This is a genomic window from Aliivibrio fischeri (assembly GCA_038993745.2).
Classification (GTDB): domain Bacteria; phylum Pseudomonadota; class Gammaproteobacteria; order Enterobacterales; family Vibrionaceae; genus Aliivibrio; species Aliivibrio fischeri_B.
This window is the reverse complement of the sequence record CP160630.1, coordinates 912637-938394: the sequence shown is the minus strand read 5'-3', so window position 1 is coordinate 938394 and position 25758 is coordinate 912637. Positions and strand designations below refer to the sequence as shown.

Here is a 25758-nt window from a genome sequence, read left to right as displayed (position 1 = left end):
CAGTTTACACCAATCAATTACGATTCTTTTTCGTTTTTCTTAGCGTACATTTCAAGACCTAGAACTAAACCAATACCTAAAATAACGCCAAATACTGCGAAACCAATAAGTGCTGGTTGCTGCGTTACTTGTTCGTAGTTAAATGGAGATAGGTTTTGCTCTATTAGTGGTACTTGCTCGCCTTTTGAATTTGTACGCCATTCTAGCACTTCTTTCCAAGGCCAGATTTTACCTAATGTGCCAGCCATTAAGCCAGTTAGGAAGATTAGCGTAATATCTCGGAACTTTCTTAGTAGGAAAGAAAGAACATGTGAGAAGCTTAATAAACCAATTAAGCAGCCAGATGCAAATAGACCCATAGTCACTAAATCAAGAGATTTAACTGCCCCAAGTACTGGGCCGTACATGCCGATAAGTAGAAGAATAAAGCTTCCTGAGATACCCGGTAAGATCATTGCACAAATAGCAATAGAGCCTGCAAGAATATAGGTGAAAGTTGATGGTGTCATTGTCATTGGATTAAGAACGGTAATGCTATAAGCAAAAGCAGCACCAGCAAATAACATAACAAAACGATCTAAAGACCATTTTTCAATCTGTTTCGCAATATGTACGATTGAAATTAGGATTAAGCCGAAGAAAAACGACCACAATGGAATTGGGTGCGTGTGCAACATCCACGTAATGAATTTCGCTAATGTCAGGATGCTTGTTAATATCCCACCAAACAGAGAAATAAGAAAGAAGCCGTTAATGTGGTTAAATGCCGCTTTAAATCCTTCGCGCTTCCATAATCCTAAGATTGATGGATTAATACGTCGAATGCTTTCTAGAAGCGTATCATAAATGCCAGTAATAAATGCAATCGTACCACCTGATACCCCAGGAACTACATCAGCAGCTCCCATTGCCATGCCTTTAAAGAACGTTGTTAAATAATTCATTTTATCTCGATACAAATAAAAAACTTATGCACAATGCATGAAGATGCCATGATTATACATAAGTTCTGTGTAAAAAATGTCGTAAATTTGATTACTTCATCATTCCAACTAATTCGTCAGCCATAGCGATAGCGGCTTTTCGATTTGGAAGATTCAGTTTTTGATACAAATTACGAATATGAGTTTTAATAGTGGTTGGTGCAACATCAAATTCCGCTGCAATTTGTTCATTACTAAAGCCAGAATAAATAAGGCCGAGCACTTGCCATTCACGGTGGGTGAGTGGACTGGTTCTTATTAATTCAGGTACTTCTGGTGTATTTAATACTTTTTCAATAAAGGCTTCATCGAAATGAGCTGAACGAGAGCGCTCATTATTTGATAGCGCTTTCTGTAATTGTTCAATTCGGTGTTTTTCAAGTTCCGTCACATTGCCTTTTTGTTGTAATTTCCCAAGGGGTTTTAAAACGTTTCGTCCCGCCATTAGAAAACTACCAATGATCCCTGTTTGGTTTGATTGTTTAATAGCAAGGTGCATCGCTTCAACGGCTTCATCAATCTGTTTGTTTTCATGCAGTAAAATGGCAGCTAAGATCGCATTACGATTGATATCGGTGATCAACTTATGCTGTTGAGCAATAGCTTGAGAGGTTTGTAGTGTGTCAATTGCGGTATCAATATCCCCTAAGTGGAACTGAGCTCGTGCAATATTACGCCATTGTAATTGGGTAAAATGGTTACAACGAGTCTCTGGCCTGTCTGCTTGTGCTAACCAATATTGAATGGCTTCTGAATTGTTTTTTGCTTGCCAGTAAAATAGCTGAGCAGAAGAGGCATTTGCTTTCCAGTCAATATGGTAATCCGCTTGGCCAAGTAACTGTTGGCATTTATCAAGGTATCGTTCTGCTTTATCAAGTTCGCCACGAGCAACGGCCAAGCGTGCAAGCATTGAATAGCCACGTAAGTGCTTAGTTTCATCAAAAGGAGATAGAACCTCTAAACCTTTCCAAGTACATTGTTCAGCTTCGTCAAAACGGAACCAGAACCAGTAAATTTGAGCTCGTGAGCGAAGTAAGAATTCATGCAGTGGTAGTTGATGTAAATCTTGGTCTTCAATCAGTTTGAATCCATTGTCTTGAAGATCAAAAGCCGCCTGCATAAATCCTTGCGCCATTAAAATCTCACTTTGTTGTAAGATTGCCCACAAAGCTTGATGATAAATGCCATAGGTCATGGCCATTTTTTCAGTTTGCTGCATTAGAGCGAGTGCTTGCGCAAGGTTTCCTGAAACGTGGTGATATTCACCAATAACAGATGTTGCGACGATGCGGCTGCGGTATTTATTGGTTTCTAATTCTTCAAGTGCTTTTTCTGCAAAGGCAAGTGCCGCTTCAGGTTCATTTTTATTGATGGCAACTTGTGCTCGCAGTGCATCGATCTCTCCTTGCATATGCCTATCAAGAACAATATTTCGATCCGCCATTTCACGTTGTGCTTCAGAGAGTAAATCATCTACTTGTAGATAATTATGCTGACTCTGAGCTAACCAAGCACGAATAATAACAAGTCGAGGAGAGGTAAATAATACCTCAGGACGAAGAGCTGAGATGGTCGTTTCTAATAACGTAAGCTCACCATTATTAAATAAATGCCAGCCATGCTGCGTAAGTATATTCGCGATTAGGATATCGTCTTTTGCATTTTTTGCATGGCGAAGTGCTTGATAGATATTATTGTGTTCAAGCCAAGCTTCTGCTGCGTATTTTTGCAGGTCTATTTCTTCATGAGCTAGGTGGTTTTGTCTTTGGTGGGTTAAGAACTCAGCAAAAAGGTTATGGAACTTATACCAATCACCTTGTTCACCATTTGTGTTAATAAATAATCCGAATCGGTTTAGATTTTCAATAAGCAACTGCGCATCTTTTCGTTGCGTTACCTTAGACAGCAGTGTGGTATTAAAATGATCAAAACAGCACAACGCATTAAAAATTGCTGCGTTTCTTGATCCAAATGGTCAAACACTTCTTCTGCTAAATAATCCCATAAGTGAGCATGGTTTAATTGTGCCATGACTTGCGCTGAATTATTTAAGGATTGATTGTTTTGAATACTGTGTAGTGCAATTAATTGAAGAGCTGACGGCCAACCTTCAACATGCTCACGAACATGAGTAATGGCTTCTTGGTCAATATTCTCATTTAGGCGTTGATTGAAAAATAGAGATGTTTCTGATTGGTCAAACGCTAAACTTTGATTATCAATTTCAATTAATAAGTCTCTCACACGTAGATTTGCTGTATTTAGAGGTGGTTGAGAGCGACTTGTTATTACCAGCGTCAAATTATCTGGAAGGTGTTTTAAGAAGAATTTTAAGCCAAGGTGAATTATGTCATTCGTTATTAAGTGATAGTCGTCGAGAACGATATAAGCTTCATCTTGAAACGAGATCAGCTCAGTAAAGACTTGCGAAAATAGGCTTGATAATGAAGCAAACTGACGTTTCTCAGTTAATGCTTTGGAATGCGACAGTTCAGTATGAGTTGCATTACTTATTGTTTGTACAAAGTATTTTGCAAATTTGTATTCATCATTATCACTCTCATCTAGGCTATACCACCCAGTAGCATCTTTGTCTGATAGCCATTGTGCAGCCATGGTTGTTTTTCCGTAGCCAGCCGGAGAACGAAATAAAACAAGTTTGTAATGCATCGCATTCTCTAGCGTATCTAAAACACGTTGGCGGAGAATGGCATTATGTAATCGTCTTGGAAAATGCAGTTTCGATGGTATTAACATAATTATTGTTCTTTTAAAAAATACTGACCTGATTATCCTCAATAATGAGATTTAATCTATCCACTACGCCCTATAAATGTGATCAAACCTTTATTTTTATCTTGATGAATTTATATATGAGTTTTATTTAATACGTTTTTTAAATAGTTTTATTTAATCTTTAAATTTGTGATCTTGTTATCATTTTGTTTTTTATGCTGTAAAAACGTGTCCAATATCACGCAGGTTTTTACTGTCAGCCTACAAACTTTGAGTCGGGTCACACCCTATTTGGTTAATTAGGACTACGCCTTTATCTCAGCCTTATCTCATCCCCCAAAAAGGAGGATGTGACTCTTATTCGAACAAGGCAGGATTGATAACAGTTGATTATGAACCTTCGTGAGATATTTAAGATGAAAACGAATAACATAGAGAAATTTGATAAAGCGGCGTTTAAAGCGTCGGTAAAACAGCATTTAGTGACAACATTCGCTGCAGATGAAAAAACAGCGAGCGCTAAAGTATGGTATTTAGCAATGGGTAAAGCCCTAGCTGAATTAACGACATTTGATCTTGTCGCTACTGAAAATGATGACAAAATTAAAAACGCACGCAGCGTAAACTATCTATCTTTAGAGTTTTTAATTGGACGTCTAACGGGCAACAACCTAATTAGTATGGGTCTTTATGAAGAGATCACTGAAGCAATGGGTGAGCTTGGTTATAACTTAACGGATTTATTAGAAGAAGAGCGTGACCCTGCTTTAGGTAACGGTGGCCTTGGTCGTTTAGCTGCGTGTTTTATGGATTCATTAGCTGCGCAAGAATATCCGGCGATTGGCTACGGTTTGCATTACGAATACGGCTTGTTCCGCCAATCTTTTGAAGACGGTCGACAAAAAGAAGCGCCTGATGCGTGGTGTGGAGTTGAAGGCTATCCTTGGGAAGTGGCTCGTCCTGATTTTGCACAGCAAGTTGGTTTTTATGGTCATGTAGAAACGTACACTGAAAATGGCCAAGAGAAACGTCGTTGGGTACCAGGTATGTCAGTTGAAGGTATGCCTTGGGATTTACCAATTGTTGGTTACCAAAGTGATACGGTTTACCCATTACGTTTGTGGGAATGTCGTGCAAAAGCACCGTTTAGCCTTGCAAGCTTTAATAATGGTGATTACTTTGAAGCGCAACACGCCTTAATTGATGCTGGTAACGTAACGAAAGTTCTGTATCCAAATGATAACCACGAGAAAGGCAAAACATTACGTTTGATGCAACAGTATTTCCACTGTGCGTGTTCTATTGCAGATATTTTACGTCGTCATGATGCTGCAGGTCATAAGATTGAAGATCTTTCTAAATATGAAACGATCCAATTAAACGATACACACCCAACAATTGGTATTCCTGAGTTAATGCGCGTACTTATTGATGTTCGTGGCTTATCGTGGGATGCGGCATGGGAAATCTGTTCAAACACGTTTGCTTATACCAACCACACATTGTTACCTGAAGCGTTAGAGACATGGAGTGAATCACTGATTTCTCGACTTTTACCCGTCACATGGAAATCATTTATCAGATTAACTACCTATTCTTGGAAGGCGTGAAACTGAAGTGGCCAGGTGATGTGGAAAAATTACGCAAGTTATCAATCATCGAAGAAGGCACACATCGTATGGTACGTATGGCGAATTTATGTGTGGTTTCATCTTATGCCGTGAATGGTGTGGCAGCACTTCACTCTGAGTTAGTTAAGCGTGATTTATTCCCAGAGTTTAATGAATATTTCCCAGGAAAACTAACGAATGTAACTAACGGTGTTACTCCTCGTCGTTGGCTGAAATTCTGTAATCCTGGTCTTTCAAACCTTATTTCTGAAAAAATTGGGAATGAGTGGCCTGCACATCTTGAACAACTGAGTGATATTGCTGTTTTTGCCGATGATGAGAAATTCCAAAAAGAATTCATGGCTGTGAAAAAACAAAATAAACAGCGTTTAGCTAATTGGGTTAAAGAAAACATGGGTATTGAACTAAATACCGATGCTATCTTTGATGTTCAAATTAAGCGTTTACATGAATACAAACGTCAACATTTGGATTTATTAAATATTCTTTCTTTATACCACCGTATATTGAACGAACCTGGTTTTGATATGCACCCACGTGTGTTCTTCTTTGCAGCAAAAGCAGCGCCGGGCTACCACTTAGCAAAAGAGATCATCTTTGCAATTAATAAAGTGGCAGAAAAAGTAAATAACGATCCTCGTGTGTCTGATTTACTGAAAGTGGTATTTATTCCTGATTACCGTGTGAGCATGGCTGAAATTATCATTCCAGCTGCGGATGTATCTGAGCAAATTTCTACAGCAGGTAAAGAAGCATCTGGTACAGGTAACATGAAAATGGCGCTAAATGGTGCATTGACTGTTGGTACTATGGATGGTGCAAACGTTGAGATCCGTGAAGAAGTAGGTGACGAAAATATCTTCATCTTTGGCTTAGAGGTTGATGAAGTTGAGGCGTTAAAGGCATCAGGTTATAACCCGTATAAGTACTATGAAGCCGATTCATTATTACAAGCATCATTAGATTTATTAGCTGGTGATGAATTTACTCCGGGTAAAGTAGGTTTGTTATCTGCAATTCGTGACAACCTATTGTATGGCGGTGACCCATACTTAGTTCTTGCTGATTTTGCTGATTATGTTCGTGCTCAGAACGACATTGATGCAGCATATCGTGACCAAAAACAGTGGGCGAAAATGGCTATTTTAAACACTGCTTTGGTTGGTAAATTTAGTTCAGACCGCAGTATCCGTGATTATGTAAATAACATTTGGAAACTGGAATCAGTAAACCGTTAATTAATAAAATTATAATATGAGGGCAGTATCGTACTGCCCTTGGAGAAAAGCGATGAAAGATAATAACAATGTACTCCATCAAGTCGCAGAGCTGGCAGGGTTAAAAAATAGCTATGTAAGTGCCTGGGCAATGAAGCAAAAGTCAGTGATGAAACCTTAACTCGTCTACTGGCTTCTTTAGGTTATGACACTAAGAATGATAAAACACTCTTAAGTTCAGCTGAAAAGAAACATAAAAAAGACGTACTTTCTACTGTACAGGTTGTCCGTGATAATGAGCCGCTTCAAGTAGAAATGAATCTTGGTAAAAGTGCTCGTATCAGTGAATTTAGTTGGAAAATCACCACTGAAGAGGGTGAAGTATTAGAAGGGTACTTACAATCTCAAATCGTTTCAGACGAGCGTGAAAATGATGGTACATTGTTATTCTCTTTACCAACTCTGCCATGGGGTTACCATAAATTAGAAGTGATTCGTAAGCGTCGTAAAGCACCTTATGAAATGACATTAATTGTGACGCCAAAAGCGTGTTTCAAACAAGATGCAATGCTTAAAGGCAAAAAAATGTGGGGACCAAGCGTTCAGTTATACACATTGAGAACGCCGCATAACTGGGGTATTGGTGACTTTGGTGATCTTAAGCAACTAGTAGGTGATATTGCTGTTCGTGGCGGTGATTTTGTTGGTTTAAACCCGATTCATTCACTGTTTCCTGCTAACCCTGAAGGGGCGAGCCCATACAGTCCATCATCTCGTCGTTGGCTAAATATTTTATACATTGATGTATGTTCAGTTCCTGAGTTTGCATTGTGTAACCAAGCTCAAGAGTTAGTTGGCAGTGCGGAATTCCAACAGCGTTTAGCTGATGCTCGTCAATCTCATTGGGTGAATTACTCAGAAGTCTCTGCGCTAAAAATGAGTGTACTTCCATTGCTATTTAGCGAGTTTAAAACTCGTCATTTAGATAAGAAAAGTGCACGAGCAAAAGCGTTCTTAGAGTTTGTTGCCGAAGGTGGCGAGAGCTTATTACATCAAGCTGCATTTGATGCATTGCATAACAGCTTATACAGCCAAGATAATAGTATTTGGGGCTGGCCTGTATTCCCTCATGAATTGCAGCACTTTGATAATAAAGCCGTGCAAAAATACATTGCAGATAATCGTGATCAAGTTGATTTGTATATGTACTTACAATGGGTGGCATTTACTCAAATTAACGATGTACAACAATTCGCAGAAAATAAAGGTATGGACGTTGGTTTGTATCGTGATTTGGCTGTTGGTGTTGCTGATTCAGGTTCTGAGACGTGGGCTGATCACGGCAACTTATGTCTGGATGTAAGCATTGGTGCGCCACCAGATATTTTAGGTCCATTGGGACAAAACTGGGGACTACCGCCTTTAAATCCTCACACACTAAAAGAAACAAGCTACGAAGCGTATGTTCAGTTGCTACGAGCAAACATGAAAGCGTGTGGTGCACTTCGAATTGACCATGTATTGGGCTTGCTACGCTTGTGGTGGATCCCTAAAGGTGAAGATGCAACTAAAGGCGCTTACATGCATTATCCTGTAGAAGATATGCTGTCTATTCTTGCGTTAGAAAGTCATCGTTACCAATGTTCTGTGATTGGTGAGGATTTGGGTACAGTACCAGATGAGATTGTTGATTTGCTTGCGGAAGCTGGGATTCACTCGTACAAAGTGTTCTTCTTTGAAACGTCTGAAGACGGTGGTTTCTATTCACCAACGCATTATCAAGAGCAATCAATGTCGGCATTATGTACGCATGATATGCCAACGTTACGTGGTTTCTGGCATTGTGATGATTTGAAAATGGGTGAAGAGATCGGTTTATATCCAGATCCTGAACAACTAAAAGAATTGTTTAATACTCGTGCGGAATCAAAACAAGAGATCTTAAACAGTGTCGATTTCCATGGGTATTTACCAGAAGGTGTGGGCCGTGATGCTTCGTTTGTTCCTATGGATAGATACTTAAGTGATGCGTTGCAATGTCATCTTGCAGCGGGATCGAGCACACTTCTCAGTTTACAGCTTGAAGATTGGCTAGAAATGGATAAACCAGTTAACATACCGGGAACGGTAAATGAATATCCAAACTGGCGTCGTAAATTGTCTGTTACTCTGGACGACATTTTTAATCGTCCTCAGGTTAATGAATTAACCAAACGACTAACCGACATTCGCGCTCAAGCAAGCCAAAAATAAAAGGAGTATTTACGTTGAACTTACTTGTTGAACGTAAAGAAAAGGACATCTACATGCAGCTCGAAAGGGCTGCTTTTTCTGATCCATTTTCTTTTCTAGGTCCACAATATCAAAGCCAAACGACAGCACTACGAGTTTGGCTTCCAGGTGCCACATCGGTAAAAGTACGACTAGCTAACCATGTTGAATATCAATTGCTTTCAGACCCGAAACATTCGGGTGTTTTTGTATTAAATGAAAGCGTTGATATGACAGAAGTTCATTATCAATTAATTATCGATTGGAATGGAACGGAACAAACTCTTGATGACCCATATCAATACCACAATATTTCCCCTACGGATGCGCAAGTTCATACACCAAAAGAGATGTATAACCATTTAGGTGCACATCTATTTAGTGTTGTTCGTGACGGTAAGCAAATTCAAGGTGTGCGTTATTTAGTTTTTGCTCCAAATGCTTCTTCAGCTAGTGTTATTGGCGATTTTAACCAATGGGATGGTCGTCGTCATATTATGCAACGGATAGATAACGGACTTTGGGCGTTATTTATACCTGAACATGCTGTTGGTACTAAGTATAAATTTGAGTTAAAAGGACCAAATGGCGAATCACTTCCTCATAAAATGGATCCTTATGGCGCTCATAATGAGCAGTATCCATCATTTGCATCTGTGGTATATGATCAAACCTCTTATCAGTGGAATGATGCCAAATGGCAGCAAAGACCAATAACTGAAAAGCAGAAAGAAGCGCTTTCATTCTATGAACTGCATGCAGGGTCTTGGAAGAGAAATGAAAATGGCGATTTCTTAACGTATCGTGAGTTAGCTGAGCAATTAATACCTTATATTTTAGATATGGGTTATACGCACATAGAGTTAATGCCAGTATCAGAACATCCATTTTATGGTTCATGGGGCTATCAACCGATAGGGTTATTTTCACCAACGAGCCGTTTTGGTACACCTGATGATTTCAAATATTTTGTCGATCAATGCCACCAAGTTGGTATTGGTGTCGTACTCGATTGGGTTCCTGCTCATTTCCCATCGGATTCACATGGTTTGGCGAATTTTGATGGAACATCTTTGTTTAATGATCCTGACCCTCGTCGTGGATGGCACAATGATTGGCAGAGCTTTATTTATAATTATGACCAACCTCATGTGCGTGAATTTTTAGTTTCTAATGCATTATATTGGTTTGAGCATTTCCATATCGATGGTTTACGTGTCGATGCTGTAGCATCAATGCTTTACCTTGATTATTCGCGTAATGATGGTGAATGGATCCCTAACTGGGAAGGTGGAAATCATAACCACGGAGCCATCGCTTTATTAAAGTGGATGAACGAAGAGGTGTATTCACATTATCCTAATGCGATGACCATTGCGGAAGAATCAACGGCTTTTCCTGGGGTCTCTGCTCCTACTTTTGCTGGTGGTTTGGGCTTTGGCTTTAAGTGGAACATGGGTTGGATGCATGACAGCTTAAATTACATTAGAGAAGATCCGATTCACCGAAAATATCACCACGATACCATCACTTTCCCGCTAGTTTATGCATTTAGTGAGAACTTTATTCTTTCGCTTTCACACGATGAAGTGGTTTATGGAAAAGGCTCAATCTTAGATAAAATGCCTGGAGATGAATGGCAAAAAACGGCAAACTTACGTGCCTATATGGGGTATATGTATGGTCAGCCGGGTAAGAAATTAAACTTCATGGGGGCTGAAATAGCTCAAAGTGCAGAGTGGGATCATGATGGTCAATTACAGTGGTTCTTAACTCAATTTGAGCGTCACTCTGGTATGCAATCGCTAGTGCGTGATTTAAATAAATTATACACAACAGAGCCTGCTCTTTATCAAAAAGATTGTGATCCTGCTGGCTTTGAGTGGCGATTACAAGATGAAGCTGAAATGAGTGTTCTAGCTCATGAACGTTTAGGTGATAATGGTGAGCGAATCCTCGTTGTTAGTAACTTTACACCTGCTCCAAGAGAGGGTTTCCGTTTAGGAATGCCAATCGCTGGTGAGTATGAATTGATTTTAAACAGTGATGCTCATTTTTATGGGGCAGTGATTACTCTGTTATAGGTAGTGTACCCACAGAAGAAGTTGAGTCTCAAGGGTTAGCACAATCTATTGTTATTACGTTACCGCCGCTTTCTACGGTTTTTTATCGTTTAAAATAACAAATTAAAAGTATGAATGAAAAAGCCCTAAGTCAGTTTCTGATTTAGGGCTTTTTATTAATTGAATTAACGGCTTGTTCTTTATTTGAATGGATACTAATTATTGTTAGGCAGTAAATACTCATCAAACCCAAGTTGAGTTAAATTTTCAAATGCTTGCCATACCTCATCAGGTATTTCTTGTGCTTCTTGATAACCTAATGTGGGGTAAACTTTTAGTCTATGTAATTCACCTAATATAATACTTGCAATATGGTCAAATGTAATTTCATCGGTAGGGTAATTGATAAAACTAATATTAGGTGAGCTGATACAGAATTCTATATCATTCCAGTTTTTTAAGAATGTTGCTAATAATCGACGCTCCATATAAGGTTTCTGAACTAAAATAAGTGATGAAACCGATATATTTCTTTCTTTTAATAATGCTTGAGTGAAAAAGATATTTTCACCTGTATTGGTTGCTTTTGTTTCAACAATAATAGCAGAGGAGGGGACTCCCATGTCTTTTGCTACATTTGCAAATGTTTCAGCTTCACTTAAAGTGAATAATCCTTCTGTCGCTCTACCCTGAGCCCCTGAAAATATAAGTAATGGCGCATAGCCATCTAAATAAAGTTGGGCTGCATGTTCTGCCACTCTTAGATCGTAGCTACATAAAACAAAGATAGCATCTGATTTTCTAATCTCTTGATTTACAAGGTGATAATCCCAAACTGTTTGCAATTGTTTAAAAAGACTTACTGCCATATCTACACTTCCTGAAAGCGAATGAGGAGAAATCATTACACTGAGATAGTTAAGTTTCAATACATATTTTAAAGTACGCATGATTATATAATGGCTTGGTAAAATTATTGTTAACCATTTGTGTTGCATATAGCTTAAAAATTGAGCTGGAGCACAGTATTGAATGAATTTATTTTGCAAGTGAATATAAACGAAACATTTCACAGATTTGTAAATAATTTATGTTAACTTAATCTCAAAATAAAGAATTCAAGAAATTCTATCTATATTAATAATAATCTCAGGGAGAACACATGGCTGGTGTATTAGGGATGATTTTGGCTGGTGGTGAAGGCTCACGTCTACGCCCATTAACGGAATCAAGAACCAAACCTGCAGTACCATTTGGTGGCAGTTATCGCTTAATTGATTTTGCATTAAATAATTTTGTAAATGCAGATTTAATGCGAATTTATGTATTAACTCAATTTAAATCTCAATCACTTTTTCAACATATGAAAAAAGGTTGGAATGTAAATGGAATAACAGATCGCTTTATTGATCCTGTTCCTGCTCAAATGCGAACAGGTAAGCGTTGGTATGAAGGGACGGCAGATGCTATATATCAAAATATCAGTTTTATAGAATCAACAGATCCTGAACATGTATGTATTTTCGGTTCTGATCATATTTATAAAATGGATATTCGCCAAATGCTTGATTTTCATAAAAAGAAAAAAGCAGCATTAACGGTATCAGCACTACGCATGCCTGCAAAAGATGCCTCTGGCTTTGGTGTTATTGAAGTTGATGAACATGGCAAAATGATCGGCTTTGAAGAAAAACCATTGAATCCTAAATGTATCCCGGGCCAACCTGGCATCGCTTTGGTATCAATGGGTAACTACATTTTTGAAGCAGAGAGTCTTTGTAAAGAATTGATCCATGATGCGGCGCTTGAAGATTCTTCTCATGACTTTGGTAAAGATATCATTCCTAAAATGTTCCCAGAAGGGAATGTTTACGTTTACGATTTTAGTACAAATCATATTAAAGGTGAAAAGAAAGAGGTTTACTGGCGTGATGTAGGTACGATTGAATCGTATTGGGAAGCTCATATGGACCTATTAAAGAAAGATGCTCCATTTTCTTTATATAACCGCAAATGGCCACTTCATACTTATTATCCTCCATTACCACCTGCGACTTTCTCTGATTCAGATAATGGTCGAGTGCAGATTATTGATAGTCTCGTTTGTGGTGGTAGCTATATCCGTGGTTCACGTATTGAAAAATCAGTACTGGGTTTTAGAAGTAATATTGCATCCGCTTGTGATATTAGTGAAAGTATTTTGTTAGGTAATGTGAAAGTCGGTAAAGGTTGTGTCTTGCGCCGAGTGATTGTCGATAAAGGTGCAGATATAGCTCCAGGAACTGAAATTGGTGTAAACCTTCAAGAAGATAAGAAAAGATACCACGTATCAGATGAGGGTATTGTTGTTATCCCTAAAGGAGAGAGAGTTGGTTACTAAGACGCTATCAATTGTATTTGTAGCATCTGAAGTTGACGGGTTAATAAAAAGTGGAGGCTTGGCAGATGTTGCCAAGGCTCTGCCTAAGTCATTAAAAGAGTTGGGGCATAGCGTTCAAATAGTTATGCCTGCTTATAAGACGATTGCTGGTCGAGATGATGCTGAAATTATTCTAACGACGCAATTAGAGCATTGGCCTCATACTGCATATCAAGTTAGATCACTTAATGTTGATGGAATTCCAGTATTCGCCATTGAATCTGGAGATTATTTTGAACGTGCTGAGATGTATGCTGAAAATAATCAAGCCTATGCTGATAATGGAGAACGCTTTGCTTTCTTTAGTGCTGCGACATTAGATCTGCTTCCTAAATTACTGAATAAAAAACCTGATATTATTCATGTAAATGATTGGCATACAGGCCTCATTCCTTATTTATTGAAAAAACGCTATGTGGAAAATGAGTTTTACCATCAAACCCGAAGTGTGTTATCCATTCATAATGCAGTGTTTAAAGGTATTTTTCATTACGATGAAATTGCTTGTTTGTCTGAATTTAAATCTCATTTTGTTCCAGAAGCGTCGATAAGTCATACGCATGTTAGTATGCTCAAGGCTGGGGTTCAGTGCGCCGATAAGATTAATGCGGTTAGTCCGAATTATGCAAAAGAGTTACTTACTGAGCTAGGATCTCATGGCATGGCAAGCGACTTTCAAGATCGCGAATCAGATTTGATTGGGATTTTAAATGGCTGTGATTACAGTGAATGGAACCCAGAAAAAGACAGTTACATTCCTAAGCAATTTAAAGTAAATCGAATAAGTATGGTTAGAGGTAAAAAGGCATGTAAGGCTGCGCTGCAGCAAGAAGTATCATTACCTCAAAAAGACGTTGCTATGTACGGCATGGTTTGTCGTTTGACTAATCAAAAAGGCATTCAGTATTTGTTACCTATCTTAGAGCAGTTTCTGAAAAATGATTTACAGCTTGTCATTGTAGGTACAGGAGACCCCGTACTTGCTGCTCGTCTAACAGAGATAGCACAAGAGCATAGTGACAAGTTTACGTTTGTTGAAGCATACGATAATAAACTTGCACATTGGGTAGAGGCTGGTTCCGATTTCTTTATCATGCCATCAGAGTTTGAACCTTGTGGCTTAAATCAGATCTACAGCATGGCTTATGGTACTTTGCCAATAGTTCGTGAAGTAGGAGGTTTGAAAGACAGCGTCAATAACTACGATGATGACATTGAAAATGCGACAGGATTTAGCTTTAAAAATCCTGAACCTATGGAGTTATTACTTGTGCTTATGCGCTCGTTATTACTTTATAGCCAAAACCTCAATGAAGTAAAACGTGTCCAATTGCATGCTATGAAACAAGATTTCTGCTGGAATAAAGCGGCACTAAAATACATAGAAATGTATCGAACAGCTATAAATAGTTAATAAATAACCAAAAATGAATAAACTTTTAAAGGAAGGCGTAATGTCTTCCTTTTTATTTTGCGGTAGATCATGCACATTTTGATTCTAAGGTATAGAATAACGCTCTTTACTGGCTAGGTAATGTATCGTGATTTCAAAACTTCCTAAATGGGTCGAATACGGCACCTTCTTTCTCGCTTTATTAGCAGGCATTACAAATTCTGTTGGTTTACTTGGTTTCCAACATCAATCTATCTCACACTTATCAGGGACGGCGACATTATTAGGCACTCAACTACTTGGGTTTAATGATACGACTTGGCACTTATTATTTATCATTATTAGCTTTATTCTTGGATCTTCATTAAGCAGTTTGATTGTTGGTTGCTCAGCTTTAAAGCTTGGTCGTCGTTATAATTTTGCTTTAATTATTGAAAGTGGATTGTTGTTTGCTGCAATGATTGTTCTTAATGAAGGCAGTCAGTGGGGGCACTATTTCGCTTCTGCTGCGTGTGGTTTACAAAATGGTTTGGTTACGACGTATAGTGGTGCGGTTGTTCGAACGACACATGTAACTGGTGTATTAACCGATTTAGGTATCATGCTTGGAATGAAGCTTAAAGGAGAGCCTATTCACCATCGTCGACTGGCGCTATATCTTTATATTGCATTTGGTTTTATTTTTGGTGGCACCATTGGTGGGTATTTTTATCCAATTTTAGAAATTAATACGCTAGCAATACCTGCGACACTATGTGCTTTATTAGCTATGTCATATTCAATTTATTTATATCAACATAAAGAGATTTAGGTTGGTATTTTAATATAAAAATGGCCGCTCAAACGAGCGGCCATTTTTTATGTGTTTTTATAAACCAATGATTAGTTAGTTGGCTGAACCAGTGGCTTGTATGGGTTATCTGCTTTACGACACGCCGCAGTGGTGAACAGTACATCTGTAGAACTGTTTAGAGCCGTTTCTGCTGAATCTTGTACAACACCAATGATAAAGCCGATAGCAACAACTTGCATCGCAATGTCGTTTGAAATACCAAATAAGCTACAAGCTAGTGGGATTAGTAGTAGTGAGCCACCAGCAACACCTGATGCACCACATGCCGATACCGCAGCTACAAGGCTTAGTAATAATGCTGTTGCTAAGTCAACCTCTACACCTGCAGTATTTACTGCAGCAAGCGTTAGTACTGTGATTGTGATAGCAGCACCTGCCATGTTGATGGTTGCGCCTAGTGGGATAGATACAGAGTAAGTATCTTTATGTAGGTTAAGACGCTCACATAATGCCATGTTAACTGGGATGTTTGCGGCAGAGCTTCGTGTGAAGAATGCCGTTACGCCACTTTCACGTAGACATAAAAATACTAATGGGTAAGGATTACGACGGGTACGGATGTAAACAATTAATGGGTTTACGATTAAAGCGATGAACGCCATTGAACCAAGTAATACTGCTAATAGGTGAGAGTAACCTGCAAGTACAGCAAAACCTGTTTCAGCAAACGTGTGAGATACAAGACCAAAGATACCAATTGGTGCAAAGCGAATAACAACCGTTACGATTGCAGAGATACAGTTTGATAAATCAACAAAGATTTTTTTTGTCGCATCAGATGCAGAGTGTAAACCTAAGCCTAGAGCAACAGCCCAACCAAGAATACCAATAAAGTTACCCGTCATTAATGCATTGATTGGGTTATCAATGATTTTAAATAATAGGGTATTAATGACTTCAACAATACCTTCTGGAGCGGTATTGGTTGCTGCGTCGATAACAAGAGTTAATGTGGTAGGAAAAAGAAAACTCATTACAACAGCAGTTAATGAAGCGCAGAACGTACCAACAAGATATAATACGATAACTGGTTTCATATTTGAGTTCTGTCCACGCTTTTGGTTAGCGATAGAAGCAGCAACAAGAATGAATACAAGTATTGGAGCAACGGCTTTTAATGCACTAACAAATAGTTCACCAAAAAGTCCTGCAGAGATAGCTAGGTTTGGCGCTAACGTAGCGAGAGCCACACCTGCGATAATACCTATTAAAATTTGTATAACGATGTTTGTATTCATCATACGAACGAGTAATGGCTGGGCTTGCGACATAAAAATTCCTTTAATTTAGTACAACACACACCTTATCTGGTGCTTATGCGAAGAATAGTAACATTATTGTCTATTTTTTTGCACTAACTTGTTAAAGACATCTCAAATCTGCCGATAACCTATATATTAAAGTGTTATAAAAATCATCGCCGTTTATTTTGACGGCACTATATTCTTAAGTGAGCTATATCTATGAGTGGAATGTTAAATAGCGTTGATCAACGTACCCAGTTAGTGGGTGAAAATAGATTGGAATTGTTACTTTTTAAACTTAATACCACTCAGATTTTTGCAATTAACGTTTTTAAAGTAAAAGAGATTTTAAAGGTTCCTGCATTAACCAAATTACCAGGTTCACATCATCATATATCAGGCGTAGCAAGTTTACGTGGTGAGTCGGTACCGGTTATCGATTTACGCGGTGCCATTGGTATGAGACCGATGGGGAGTGAAGAAGAAACCAACTTAATTATTACCGAATATAACCGTACCACTCAAGGCTTCTTAGTTGGACAAGTACAGAACATTATTAATACAACGTGGGCAGACATTCAACCACCACCAAAAACCGTAGGTCGCAATAATTTTTTAACTGCGCTTACTCAAGTTGAAGTTGAACCAAATACAACACGTATTGTTGAGATTATCGATGTAGAAAAAGTATTGGCGGATATTATTGATTACGACATTACCATTTCAGAAGGCGTGTTAGATGAACGCTTAGCTGCTCACATGCATGGCAGAAAAGTACTTATTGTTGATGATTCAAGTACTGCTAGAGCTCAAGTTCGAAATACATTACAACAATTAGGACTTGAAGTGATCGAAAGAAGTGATGGTCGCCAAGCTTTAGATCTATTGAAAAGTTGGTGTGATGAAGGCAAAAACGTTAATGATGAAATATTATTGATGATCACTGATGCCGAAATGCCAGAGATGGATGGTTATCGATTAACTCATGAAGTGCGAAATGATCACCGTATGAATGATTTATTCATCACATTGAACACGTCATTAAGTGGTAGCTTCAATGATGCAATGGTGCAAAAGGTCGGTTGTAACCGCTTTATTTCAAAGTTCCAACCAGACTTGATTGTGGGCGTGGTGCAAGATCGTTTGGCTGAAATTATCTAGCAGTAAAAGCGATACCTTTATAGAAAAATGTACGCATTGTTACTTTTATGTGTAACAGTGTGACAAGAATGGCGTGTTTTGATATAATTTTGACTGTTCCATGACATTGGGGCGACTAAGAACAAGAGACTTTCTCTTTTACACACCATTTTGAATAAAGGTAGATTGTTCGTATATGATCTGGATGACATCCAAATTAATAATTACGCTGACGGTTTTAGCGTATAGGACATATCACAAAGGACGTGTAAAACCTGAGGTTAAGCAAGACGATTGATTTCAGCTTAGTTACTAAAAAGGAGGCTATTATTAGCCTCCTTTTTTATTATATACCTTGTATGATTCTTAGCTTACTTGTTTCATTTGTTGCAGAATACAGCGATAGAAAGAGGAGATAAGCTGTAATCAAAAACAATCGGTTTTGGTTTTACTTTGGCATATTGAGTATCACAGACTAAAGACCAGTTCGCTTGTTTAGTCAGTTTAGGAAGAACAAATCGAGTCGGTATGTTTGATTGATTAATCATAATTAACAACTCTTTTTCACCATCGTAAATATTTAAATGTAAGCACAGTGATTTTGCTCCATGCCAATCGTTATGTGTCATGGTGCGTCCATCAGATGTATACCACTCGACTTTTTGATGGCTTCTTTTTGAACCGCTAAAAGCATTAATGATTGGAACAATATGTTTCTGTCTTGCATGAATCATATCAGAAAGCCAGATCTTAAATTCTTGCTCAGTTGGATCTAAATTCCAATTAACCCAGCTAATTTCACTGTCTTGGCAATAAGCATTATTATTACCCTGTTGCGTATGCGAGCATGCATCTGCAGCTAGAAGATGTGGTATTCCAAAACTAAATAATAGAGTAGTCATCATATTACGCTTCTGTTTTTCACGTAACGCAATGATTCTAGGGTTGTCTGTTGGCCCTTCTACACCGTAGTTATCGGAGCGGTTATCGCCATGACCATCACGATTATTTTCACCATTAGCGTGATTATGACGATTTTTGTAGCTCACTAAATCTTGAAGGGTAAATCCATCATGATAACTCACGTAGTTAACGGGTAATTTGTGAGGCCAACGAGAAGCACTAACAAGATCACGAGAGCCCATTAAACGTGTTGCCATGGATTTTAAGTAGTTTTGTTCACCACGCCAAAAGCTTTTTGTTGTGTCTCTGTATTTATCGCTACACTCATTCCAACCATCTGGAAATTCACCCACTTGATAACCATTAGGGCCAATGTCCCAAGGCTCAGCAATCAATTTTGTATTCTTTAGGATAGGGTCTTGAGCGATGGCTTTAAAAAAAGCATTGTTAGGGTTAAATTGGTCATATTCACGACCTAGCGTTGCAGCCAAATCAAATCTAAACCCATCTATATGATAATGCTCAACCCAATATCTTAATGTGTCCATCACTAAATTAAGACTAGGCTGGTGCGTGATATCTAAGGTATTCCCGCAGCCTGTATAGTTAGTGTAATTACCATTGTGATGTAAATAATAATCTTGATCTAGGCCTTTTAAATTAAAAGTACAGCCTCCATTTCCACCCTCAGCCGTATGGTTATATACCACATCTAAAATGACTTCGATGTTGTTTTTATGTAGCTCTCTAATGGCTGTTTTTAATTCAGTAACCGCATCATTAATAGCGTATCGAGGGTCTGGAGCCATAAAAGAAAGAGAGTTATAACCCCAATAATTTACCATACCCATTTCAAGTAGGTGCGGTTCATGCATACAAGCAGCAATAGGGAGAAGTTGAATACTCGTAATCCCTTGCTCTTTTATATGAGCAATCGTTGCTGGATCGACCAAACCTAGGTATGTACCACGAACATTTTCGTCGATATTAGGGTTTAAAAGCGTAAATCCCTTCACATGGGTTTCAAGTAAAATGGTTTCAGAGCGAGGAATCATTGGCATTGTGGTACTTTGCCAATCAAAATTGTCGTTAACAACGATAGCTTGCGCTAGGGGCCAACTTTGTTTTGCTGTATATGGAACTTGATAATTGGGAATGTTTTTTAAAGCTTTAGTGTAAGGATCAAGCAATAAAAGATCTTCTTCATTCTTAATGATTTTAAACCCATACACGGCACCTTCTTTTATCCCTGTAAGGTGTGTGTATTTTATTGTGCCATACTCTTCAGTAAAGGAGTGCTCGGTATAGCTACCATCTTCTTTGAAGATAATAAGAGATAAAGGGAATGCTGAATCATGATGAACAGCAAAATTACATCCAGTATTTGTTAACGTTGCCCCTAAAGGGAAGGGAAAAGCTTGATGTGTGTTCACAATATTCCTCTCATACTAACACCAATTTACTATTAGTTTATTAAGTATAGTATTGGCATAAAACAACAAAAGCCCAATACATTGTTGGGCTCTTTTTTTTTTTTGTTTTTGTTATACGCCAGCTTCTTTATAGAGTCTTTGGCATGCTTTTCCATCGTTATGGAATAAATGGCAACGATGTGCTGGTATACCAACGGAGAACCGTTCTCCCGCTTTTACTAGAGCAGTATCAGGAACACGGTATATCATATCCGCATCACCATCTTCTATTGTTAAGTAGATTTGTGTTTCATATCCCAATTTTTCGACGACTAAAATATCACCATCGATGACCGCATCGCCATTTTCAGCAGGGACTAAATGCTCAGGACGAATACCTAAAGACATACGTTCGCCACGTTTTACGTTTGAACCATCAACTGGGATCCAGAATGAAGCCCCATTTTTAAATTGAACTTTAACTTGGTTCTTCTCAACTTCTTCAATAAAGACGCTAACAAAATTCATTTTTGGAGAGCCAATAAAGCCAGCAACAAAACGGTTTTTCGGGTAGTGGTATAGCTCAAGAGGCGCACCGACTTGTGATACATAACCACCATCTAATACGACAATTTTCTCTGCCATTGTCATTGCTTCAACCTGATCATGGGTTACGTAGATCATGGTGCAGCCTAGCTTCTTATGCAGCTTTGCAATTTCAATACGCATTTGAACACGTAGTGCTGCATCAAGGTTAGATAAAGGCTCATCTAAAAGGAACACGTCAGGTTGAGAAACCAAAGTACGTCCAATGGCAACACGTTGACGTTGACCACCTGATAACGCTTTTGGTTGGCGTTCTAATAAGTGACCTAGTTGCAGAATATCGGCTGCGTGATCAACACGTTTTTTGATTTCATTTTTATCCGCTTTTGCCAATTTAAGGCCAAAAGACATGTTATCGAATAGGTTAAGGTGAGGGTATAGAGCATAAGATTGGAAGACCATGCCGACACCTCGTTTAGACGGTTCAACATCATTCATGCGTTTATCACCCATGTATAGATCGCCTGAGGTAATGTCTTCTAAGCCTGCAATACAGCGTAATAATGTAGATTTACCACAGCCAGATGGGCCAACAAATACAACAAACTCACCAGAGTTGATATCTAAGTCTACATTTTTCGAGATCTTAACGTCGCCGTAGGATTTGCAAACGTTGCGTAAAGTGACACTCGTCATTGTGTCCATCCTCATTATTCAATTTTAAAAATTCGTTACCAATGGAATTGGCTTTATGACTACATTCTTAAGCAAAACATGGGTTGAGTCATCCTCCTCCTCTGTTTTTTTTCTGGGGGAGTAGGGGGGAGGAGTACTTGGATCACGTTTTTAAACTAATTAGATGGAGTTCAAAGTTTTTTTAAATTTCAATGTGAACGCGATCTCATTTCAACTTGGTTTTGTGAACTTACACTACACATATCAAGATGGAGATCACGCTTTTGGTTGGCTACTAAAAAGGCGTAGAGAGTAGGAGGATGAATAAGAGTGATGAATTGATGAAAATACACCTTGAGAATTGAATCATCATCTACTTTAACTTCAACCCTACCGATGATTCATTAATTATAAAAGGAAGGATTCACAATGAAAAAAGTCCTCAGTACTGTCGCACTATGCACAATGGCAGCTCTTGGTTCTATTAACGCTTCTGCTGCAATTGAAGAAGGTCAATTAACGATTTGGGTTACGGGTGATAAAGCTTACGAAGGTATGGCTGAAGTAGGTAAACGCTTTGAAGAAGATACAGGAATTAAAGTAACCGTATCGTTCCCAGACAAAGCAGAAGAAAAATTTGCACAAGTAGCAGCTGCAGGCGATGGTCCTGACATGATTTTTTACGCACACGACCGTTTTGGTGGTTTTGCGGAAGCGGGTCTATTAGCGGAAATTAAGCCTTCAGAAGAGTTGAAGTCTGAAATCGTTGATTTTGCATGGGATGCAGTAGAATACAAAGGCAAAACAATTGCTTACCCTGTAGCGATTGAATCTGTATCTCTTATTTACAATAAAGCTCTTATCAAAAATCCACCTAAAAACTGGGAAGAAATTCCTGCTTTAGATAAGGATATGATGAAGAATGGCCAAAAAGCGATCATGTGGCCACTTCGTGGTGGCGCTTATTTCACTTGGCCTCTACTAGCAGCAGATGGCGGATATGCCTTTAAGAAAATCGCTGAAGGTTACGACATTAAAAACGCTGGTGTAAACCAAAAAGGCGTTCAAGATGCAATGACGTTCATCGAAACTATGGTGAAAGACAAAACCATTTCGGCAGATATGGATTACTCAGTTGCTGAGTCTGAATTTGTTAAAGGCAATGTGGGTATGATGATCAACGGTCCTTGGGGCTGGGCAAACATCGAAAAAGCGGGCATTGATTATGGCGTAACGACACTGCCTAAATTCCATGGTCAGGCATCTAAACCATTCGTTGGTGTATGGGTTGGTGGTATCAGTGCAGTATCTCCAAACAAAGATTTAGCCGTTGAGTTTTTTGAAAGTTACTTGTTAACGGATGAAGGTCTGAAAAGCTTAAATGACGATAAACCTCTAGGTGCTGTGGCTTTAAATTCATTCCAAAAGCAACTTGATACCGATTCTCGTATTGCTGCGACAATGAATAACGCAATGAATGGTGAAATCATGCCAAACATTCCTCAATTCACTACTTTCTGGTACAGCATGGAAGAAGCATTAGGTAACGTTGTTGACGGTCGTCAAATGGTGACTGATGCACTAGCTGCTGCTGAAAAGCGCATGACTAAATAACACCTTATTAGTCAAGTCATACAATTAGGAGAGGAGATTCGCTTCTCTCCTAATAATAACGAATTATCTCTTCTTTAATATCCTCATGAGTAAGCCTATTTTATCTAAGTGGGCTTACTAGGTTGGTATTTTTAAAAGGTCTTGAAGCTTATGACAACAGCAGTTGCTTCTCAAACGAATTATAAATCTGTACTGAAATGGGGGATTTTATCTGCCGTAGCAGCACTGAATGGTTACGTTTGTGTTCTTATGTATTCTCGTGGTGAAACTGCATTTGCAATGTTAACACTCGTATTAACGGCACTTGCAGTTTATGTGTTTGGTAGTAAAAAGAATTACGCTCACCGTTATACCTATCCGGGTATCGCAGGGATGATTTTATTCATTATTTTCCCATTGGTTTATACGGTTGGTTTAGCATTTACAAACTACAGTGCAACGAACCAAGTCACTCTTGAACGAGCACAAGCTGTGCATTTAACGAAAACATACCAAAGCGGAAAAAGTTATAGTTTTCAGTTAATGAATCAAGGGAATGGTTATGCGTTAACGATTAAAGACTCTGGACAATTATTTGCAACAGAAACCTTTAATTTAGCAGAGGCCGTTGAGCGTAAATTGGAATTAGCTCCTGTGGATTCTGTTAAAGGCAAAAAAGCAACAATTAAGCAGATCATTGCTAAGCGCCCAAATCTAAACCTTATCACGCTTTCTTTACCATCAGGTGAAGAGATCCAAATGAGTGGGTTACGTAAGTTTGCGGCGGTTGGTCCACTGTTTGTTATGCAAGAAGATGGCGAAACGCTCTATAACAACAAAACAGAAACGTATTTTAAAGCAAATCACGATACGGGTTTTTATCAAGAAGTAGATGATAACGATGTCTTTGTTGGTGACCCAATTTCTCCTGGCTTTATCGTTAATGTTGGTGGCGCAAACTTTGAGCGTATTTGGAAAGATGACGGCATCAAAGAGCCTTTCATTAGTATCTTTATTTGGACAGTAATTTTTGCAACTTGTACTGTTGTATTTACGCTTGCGATCGGCCTAGTGCTTGCCGCAGTTGTACAATGGGAAGAGTTAAAGGGACGTGCCGTTTATCGTTTATTGTTAATACTCCCTTATGCGGTACCAGCGTTCATCTCAATCTTGATTTTCCGAGGCTTGTTTAACCAAAGTTTTGGTGAGATCAATATGCTATTAGACAGCATGTTTGGTATTCAACCAAATTGGTTCTCTGATCCGTTCACTGCAAAAGTGATGGTATTGATTGTAAATACTTGGTTAGGTTTTCCATACATGATGATCTTATGTATGGGGCTATTGAAGTCTATACCTGAAGATTTGTATGAAGCATCAGCCATTGATGGTGCTGGACCACTTCAAAACTTCTTGAAGATCACGGTTCCTATGATGGTGAAACCATTAACACCATTATTAATTGCAGCATTTGCTTTTAACTTTAATAACTTTGTAATGATTGCCTTATTAACTAAAGGTGGTCCAAACATGATAGGTACAACAGAGCCTGCGGTTATACGGACTTATTAGTAAGTTATACCTACCGAATTGCGTTTGAAGGTAGTGGTGGTCAAGACTTTGGTCTGGCAAGTGCGATAGCGACGTTGATCTTCTTACTAGTAGGTGGTCTGGCACTACTGAACCTACGTTTTACAAAATTATCAAATAATTAATGTTTGAGTAGCTATTTATCTAAAGTGATATTTAGCTACTTAACTTCAAAAAATAAGGATTCATTGATATGCCAATGGTTCAAGGAAAAAACTTAAAATATCGCGTTTGGGCAACACACATTGCAATGTGGATTTTCTTAGCAATGATCATTTTCCCATTATTGATGGTTATTACGATTTCATTCCGTGAAGGTAACTTTGCAACAGGCAGTATTATTCCAGAAAGCCCATCATTAGAGCACTGGAAACTTGCACTAGGTATTGCCGTTGAGCATGCTGATGGGTCAACCACTCAGCCTCCATTCCCTGTGTTAACTTGGTTATGGAACTCAGTTAAAATTGCAGCAATCAGTTCTGTATTAATTGTTGCTTTATCAACCACCAGTGCTTATGCCTTTGCCCGTCTGCGTTTTAAAGGTAAAGAAACACTACTAAAAGGTATGATGATCTTCCAAATGTTCCCTGCGGTATTGGCTCTGGTTGCTCTGTATGCCTTATTTGATAAGTTAGGTCAGTACATACCATTCTTAGGCTTAAATACGCATGGTGGCTTGATCTTCGCCTATCTTGGTGGGATCGCACTGCACGTATGGACGATTAAAGGGTACTTTGAAACGATTGATGGTTCGTTAGAAGAAGCGGCCGCATTAGATGGTGCTACGCCTTGGCAAGCTTTCCGTCTTGTTTTACTGCCATTATCTGTTCCAATTTTGGCTGTTGTGTTTATTTTGTCATTTATTGGTGTAATTACTGAGGTTCCTGTAGCATCTTTACTACTTTCTGATGTAAACTCATACACATTAGCAGTTGGTATGCAACAATATTTATACCCTCAGAACTACTTATGGGGTGATTTTGCGGCCGCTGCAGTATTATCAGCATTACCTATTACATTGGTTTTCTTACTAGCTCAGAAGTTCCTCGTAGGTGGTTTGACAGCCGGTGGTGTAAAAGGATAACGATA

11 protein-coding genes and 5 pseudogenes are annotated in these 25758 nt (G+C 38.6%); 10 read left to right on the top strand and 6 right to left on the bottom strand.

Annotated features, from left to right (window positions below):
- Positions 1-17: 17 nt before the first annotated feature.
- Together AAFX60_018315 and malT are read right to left on the bottom strand one after the other, a co-directional pair.
- Positions 18-944 carry a DUF368 domain-containing protein gene (locus tag AAFX60_018315; GenBank protein ID XDF79122.1) on the bottom strand — a complete coding sequence of 309 codons (927 nt, stop codon included), beginning with the start codon at positions 942-944 and terminating at the stop codon, positions 18-20.
- A 91-nt stretch (positions 945-1035) separates the two neighbouring features.
- Positions 1036-3740: pseudogene (gene malT, locus AAFX60_018310) on the bottom strand (HTH-type transcriptional regulator MalT).
- A gap of 395 nt (positions 3741-4135) precedes the next feature.
- Between malT and AAFX60_018305 the strand changes: the two are divergent.
- The 3 pseudogenes from AAFX60_018305 to glgB all read left to right on the top strand — a co-directional run bounded on the left by AAFX60_018305 (position 4136) and on the right by glgB (position 11020).
- Positions 4136-6588, top strand: a pseudogene (locus AAFX60_018305) (glycogen/starch/alpha-glucan phosphorylase).
- A 52-nt stretch (positions 6589-6640) separates the two neighbouring features.
- A pseudogene (malQ, locus tag AAFX60_018300) lies at positions 6641-8820 on the top strand (4-alpha-glucanotransferase).
- Between the two features lie 53 nt (positions 8821-8873).
- Positions 8874-11020 (top strand): annotated as a pseudogene (gene glgB / locus AAFX60_018295) (1,4-alpha-glucan branching protein GlgB).
- Positions 11021-11116: 96 nt separating this feature from the next.
- On the opposite strand, the gene AAFX60_018290 reads toward glgB, so the two are convergent.
- Entirely contained in the window at positions 11117-11770 is a 654-nt protein-coding gene (locus AAFX60_018290) for a YdcF family protein (protein XDF79121.1), read from the bottom strand.
- Between the two features lie 293 nt (positions 11771-12063).
- Between AAFX60_018290 and glgC the strand changes: the two genes are divergently transcribed.
- The 3 genes from glgC to AAFX60_018275 all read left to right on the top strand — a co-directional run bounded on the left by glgC (position 12064) and on the right by AAFX60_018275 (position 15524).
- Positions 12064-13281 (top strand): glucose-1-phosphate adenylyltransferase, encoded by a 1218-nt coding sequence (gene glgC / locus AAFX60_018285; GenBank protein ID XDF79120.1) that lies wholly within the window; start codon positions 12064-12066, stop codon positions 13279-13281.
- Positions 13271-14734, top strand: coding sequence for a glycogen synthase GlgA (gene glgA, locus AAFX60_018280; GenBank protein ID XDF79119.1), 1464 nt, complete (start codon positions 13271-13273; stop codon positions 14732-14734). The genes glgC and glgA overlap by 11 nt, the downstream gene beginning before the upstream one ends.
- 127 nt (positions 14735-14861) lie before the next feature.
- Positions 14862-15524 (top strand): YoaK family protein, encoded by a 663-nt coding sequence (locus tag AAFX60_018275; GenBank protein XDF79118.1) that lies wholly within the window; start codon positions 14862-14864, stop codon positions 15522-15524.
- Positions 15525-15595: 71 nt separating this feature from the next.
- On the opposite strand, the gene sstT is transcribed toward AAFX60_018275, so the two are convergent.
- Positions 15596-16837, bottom strand: a complete 1242-nt coding sequence (sstT, locus tag AAFX60_018270) for a serine/threonine transporter SstT (protein ID XDF79117.1) — start codon at positions 16835-16837, stop codon at positions 15596-15598.
- 192 nt (positions 16838-17029) lie between these two features.
- Between sstT and AAFX60_018265 the strand changes: the two genes are divergently transcribed.
- A complete protein-coding gene (locus AAFX60_018265; GenBank protein ID XDF79116.1) occupies positions 17030-17971 on the top strand; it encodes a chemotaxis protein CheV in 942 nt (313 codons plus the stop codon).
- 359 nt (positions 17972-18330) lie between these two features.
- On the opposite strand, the gene glgX is transcribed toward AAFX60_018265, so the two are convergent.
- Together glgX and malK are read right to left on the bottom strand one after the other, a co-directional pair.
- Positions 18331-20286 (bottom strand): glycogen debranching protein GlgX, encoded by a 1956-nt coding sequence (gene glgX / locus AAFX60_018260; GenBank protein ID XDF79115.1) that lies wholly within the window; start codon positions 20284-20286, stop codon positions 18331-18333.
- A 111-nt stretch (positions 20287-20397) separates the two neighbouring features.
- A complete protein-coding gene (gene malK / locus AAFX60_018255) occupies positions 20398-21507 on the bottom strand; it encodes a maltose/maltodextrin ABC transporter ATP-binding protein MalK (GenBank protein ID XDF79114.1) in 1110 nt (369 codons plus the stop codon).
- A gap of 408 nt (positions 21508-21915) precedes the next feature.
- Between malK and malE the strand changes: the two genes are divergently transcribed.
- The 3 genes and pseudogenes from malE to malG all read left to right on the top strand — a co-directional run bounded on the left by malE (position 21916) and on the right by malG (position 25753).
- Positions 21916-23100: a maltose/maltodextrin ABC transporter substrate-binding protein MalE gene (malE, locus tag AAFX60_018250; GenBank protein ID XDF79113.1), complete on the top strand. Its 1185-nt coding sequence runs from the start codon at positions 21916-21918 to the stop codon at positions 23098-23100.
- Positions 23101-23250: 150 nt separating this feature from the next.
- A pseudogene (gene malF, locus AAFX60_018245) lies at positions 23251-24794 on the top strand (maltose ABC transporter permease MalF).
- Between the two features lie 68 nt (positions 24795-24862).
- On the top strand, positions 24863-25753 hold the full coding sequence (gene malG, locus AAFX60_018240; GenBank protein ID XDF79112.1) for a maltose ABC transporter permease MalG: 891 nt from the start codon (positions 24863-24865) through the stop codon (positions 25751-25753).
- The last annotated feature ends 5 nt before the right edge of the window (positions 25754-25758 follow it).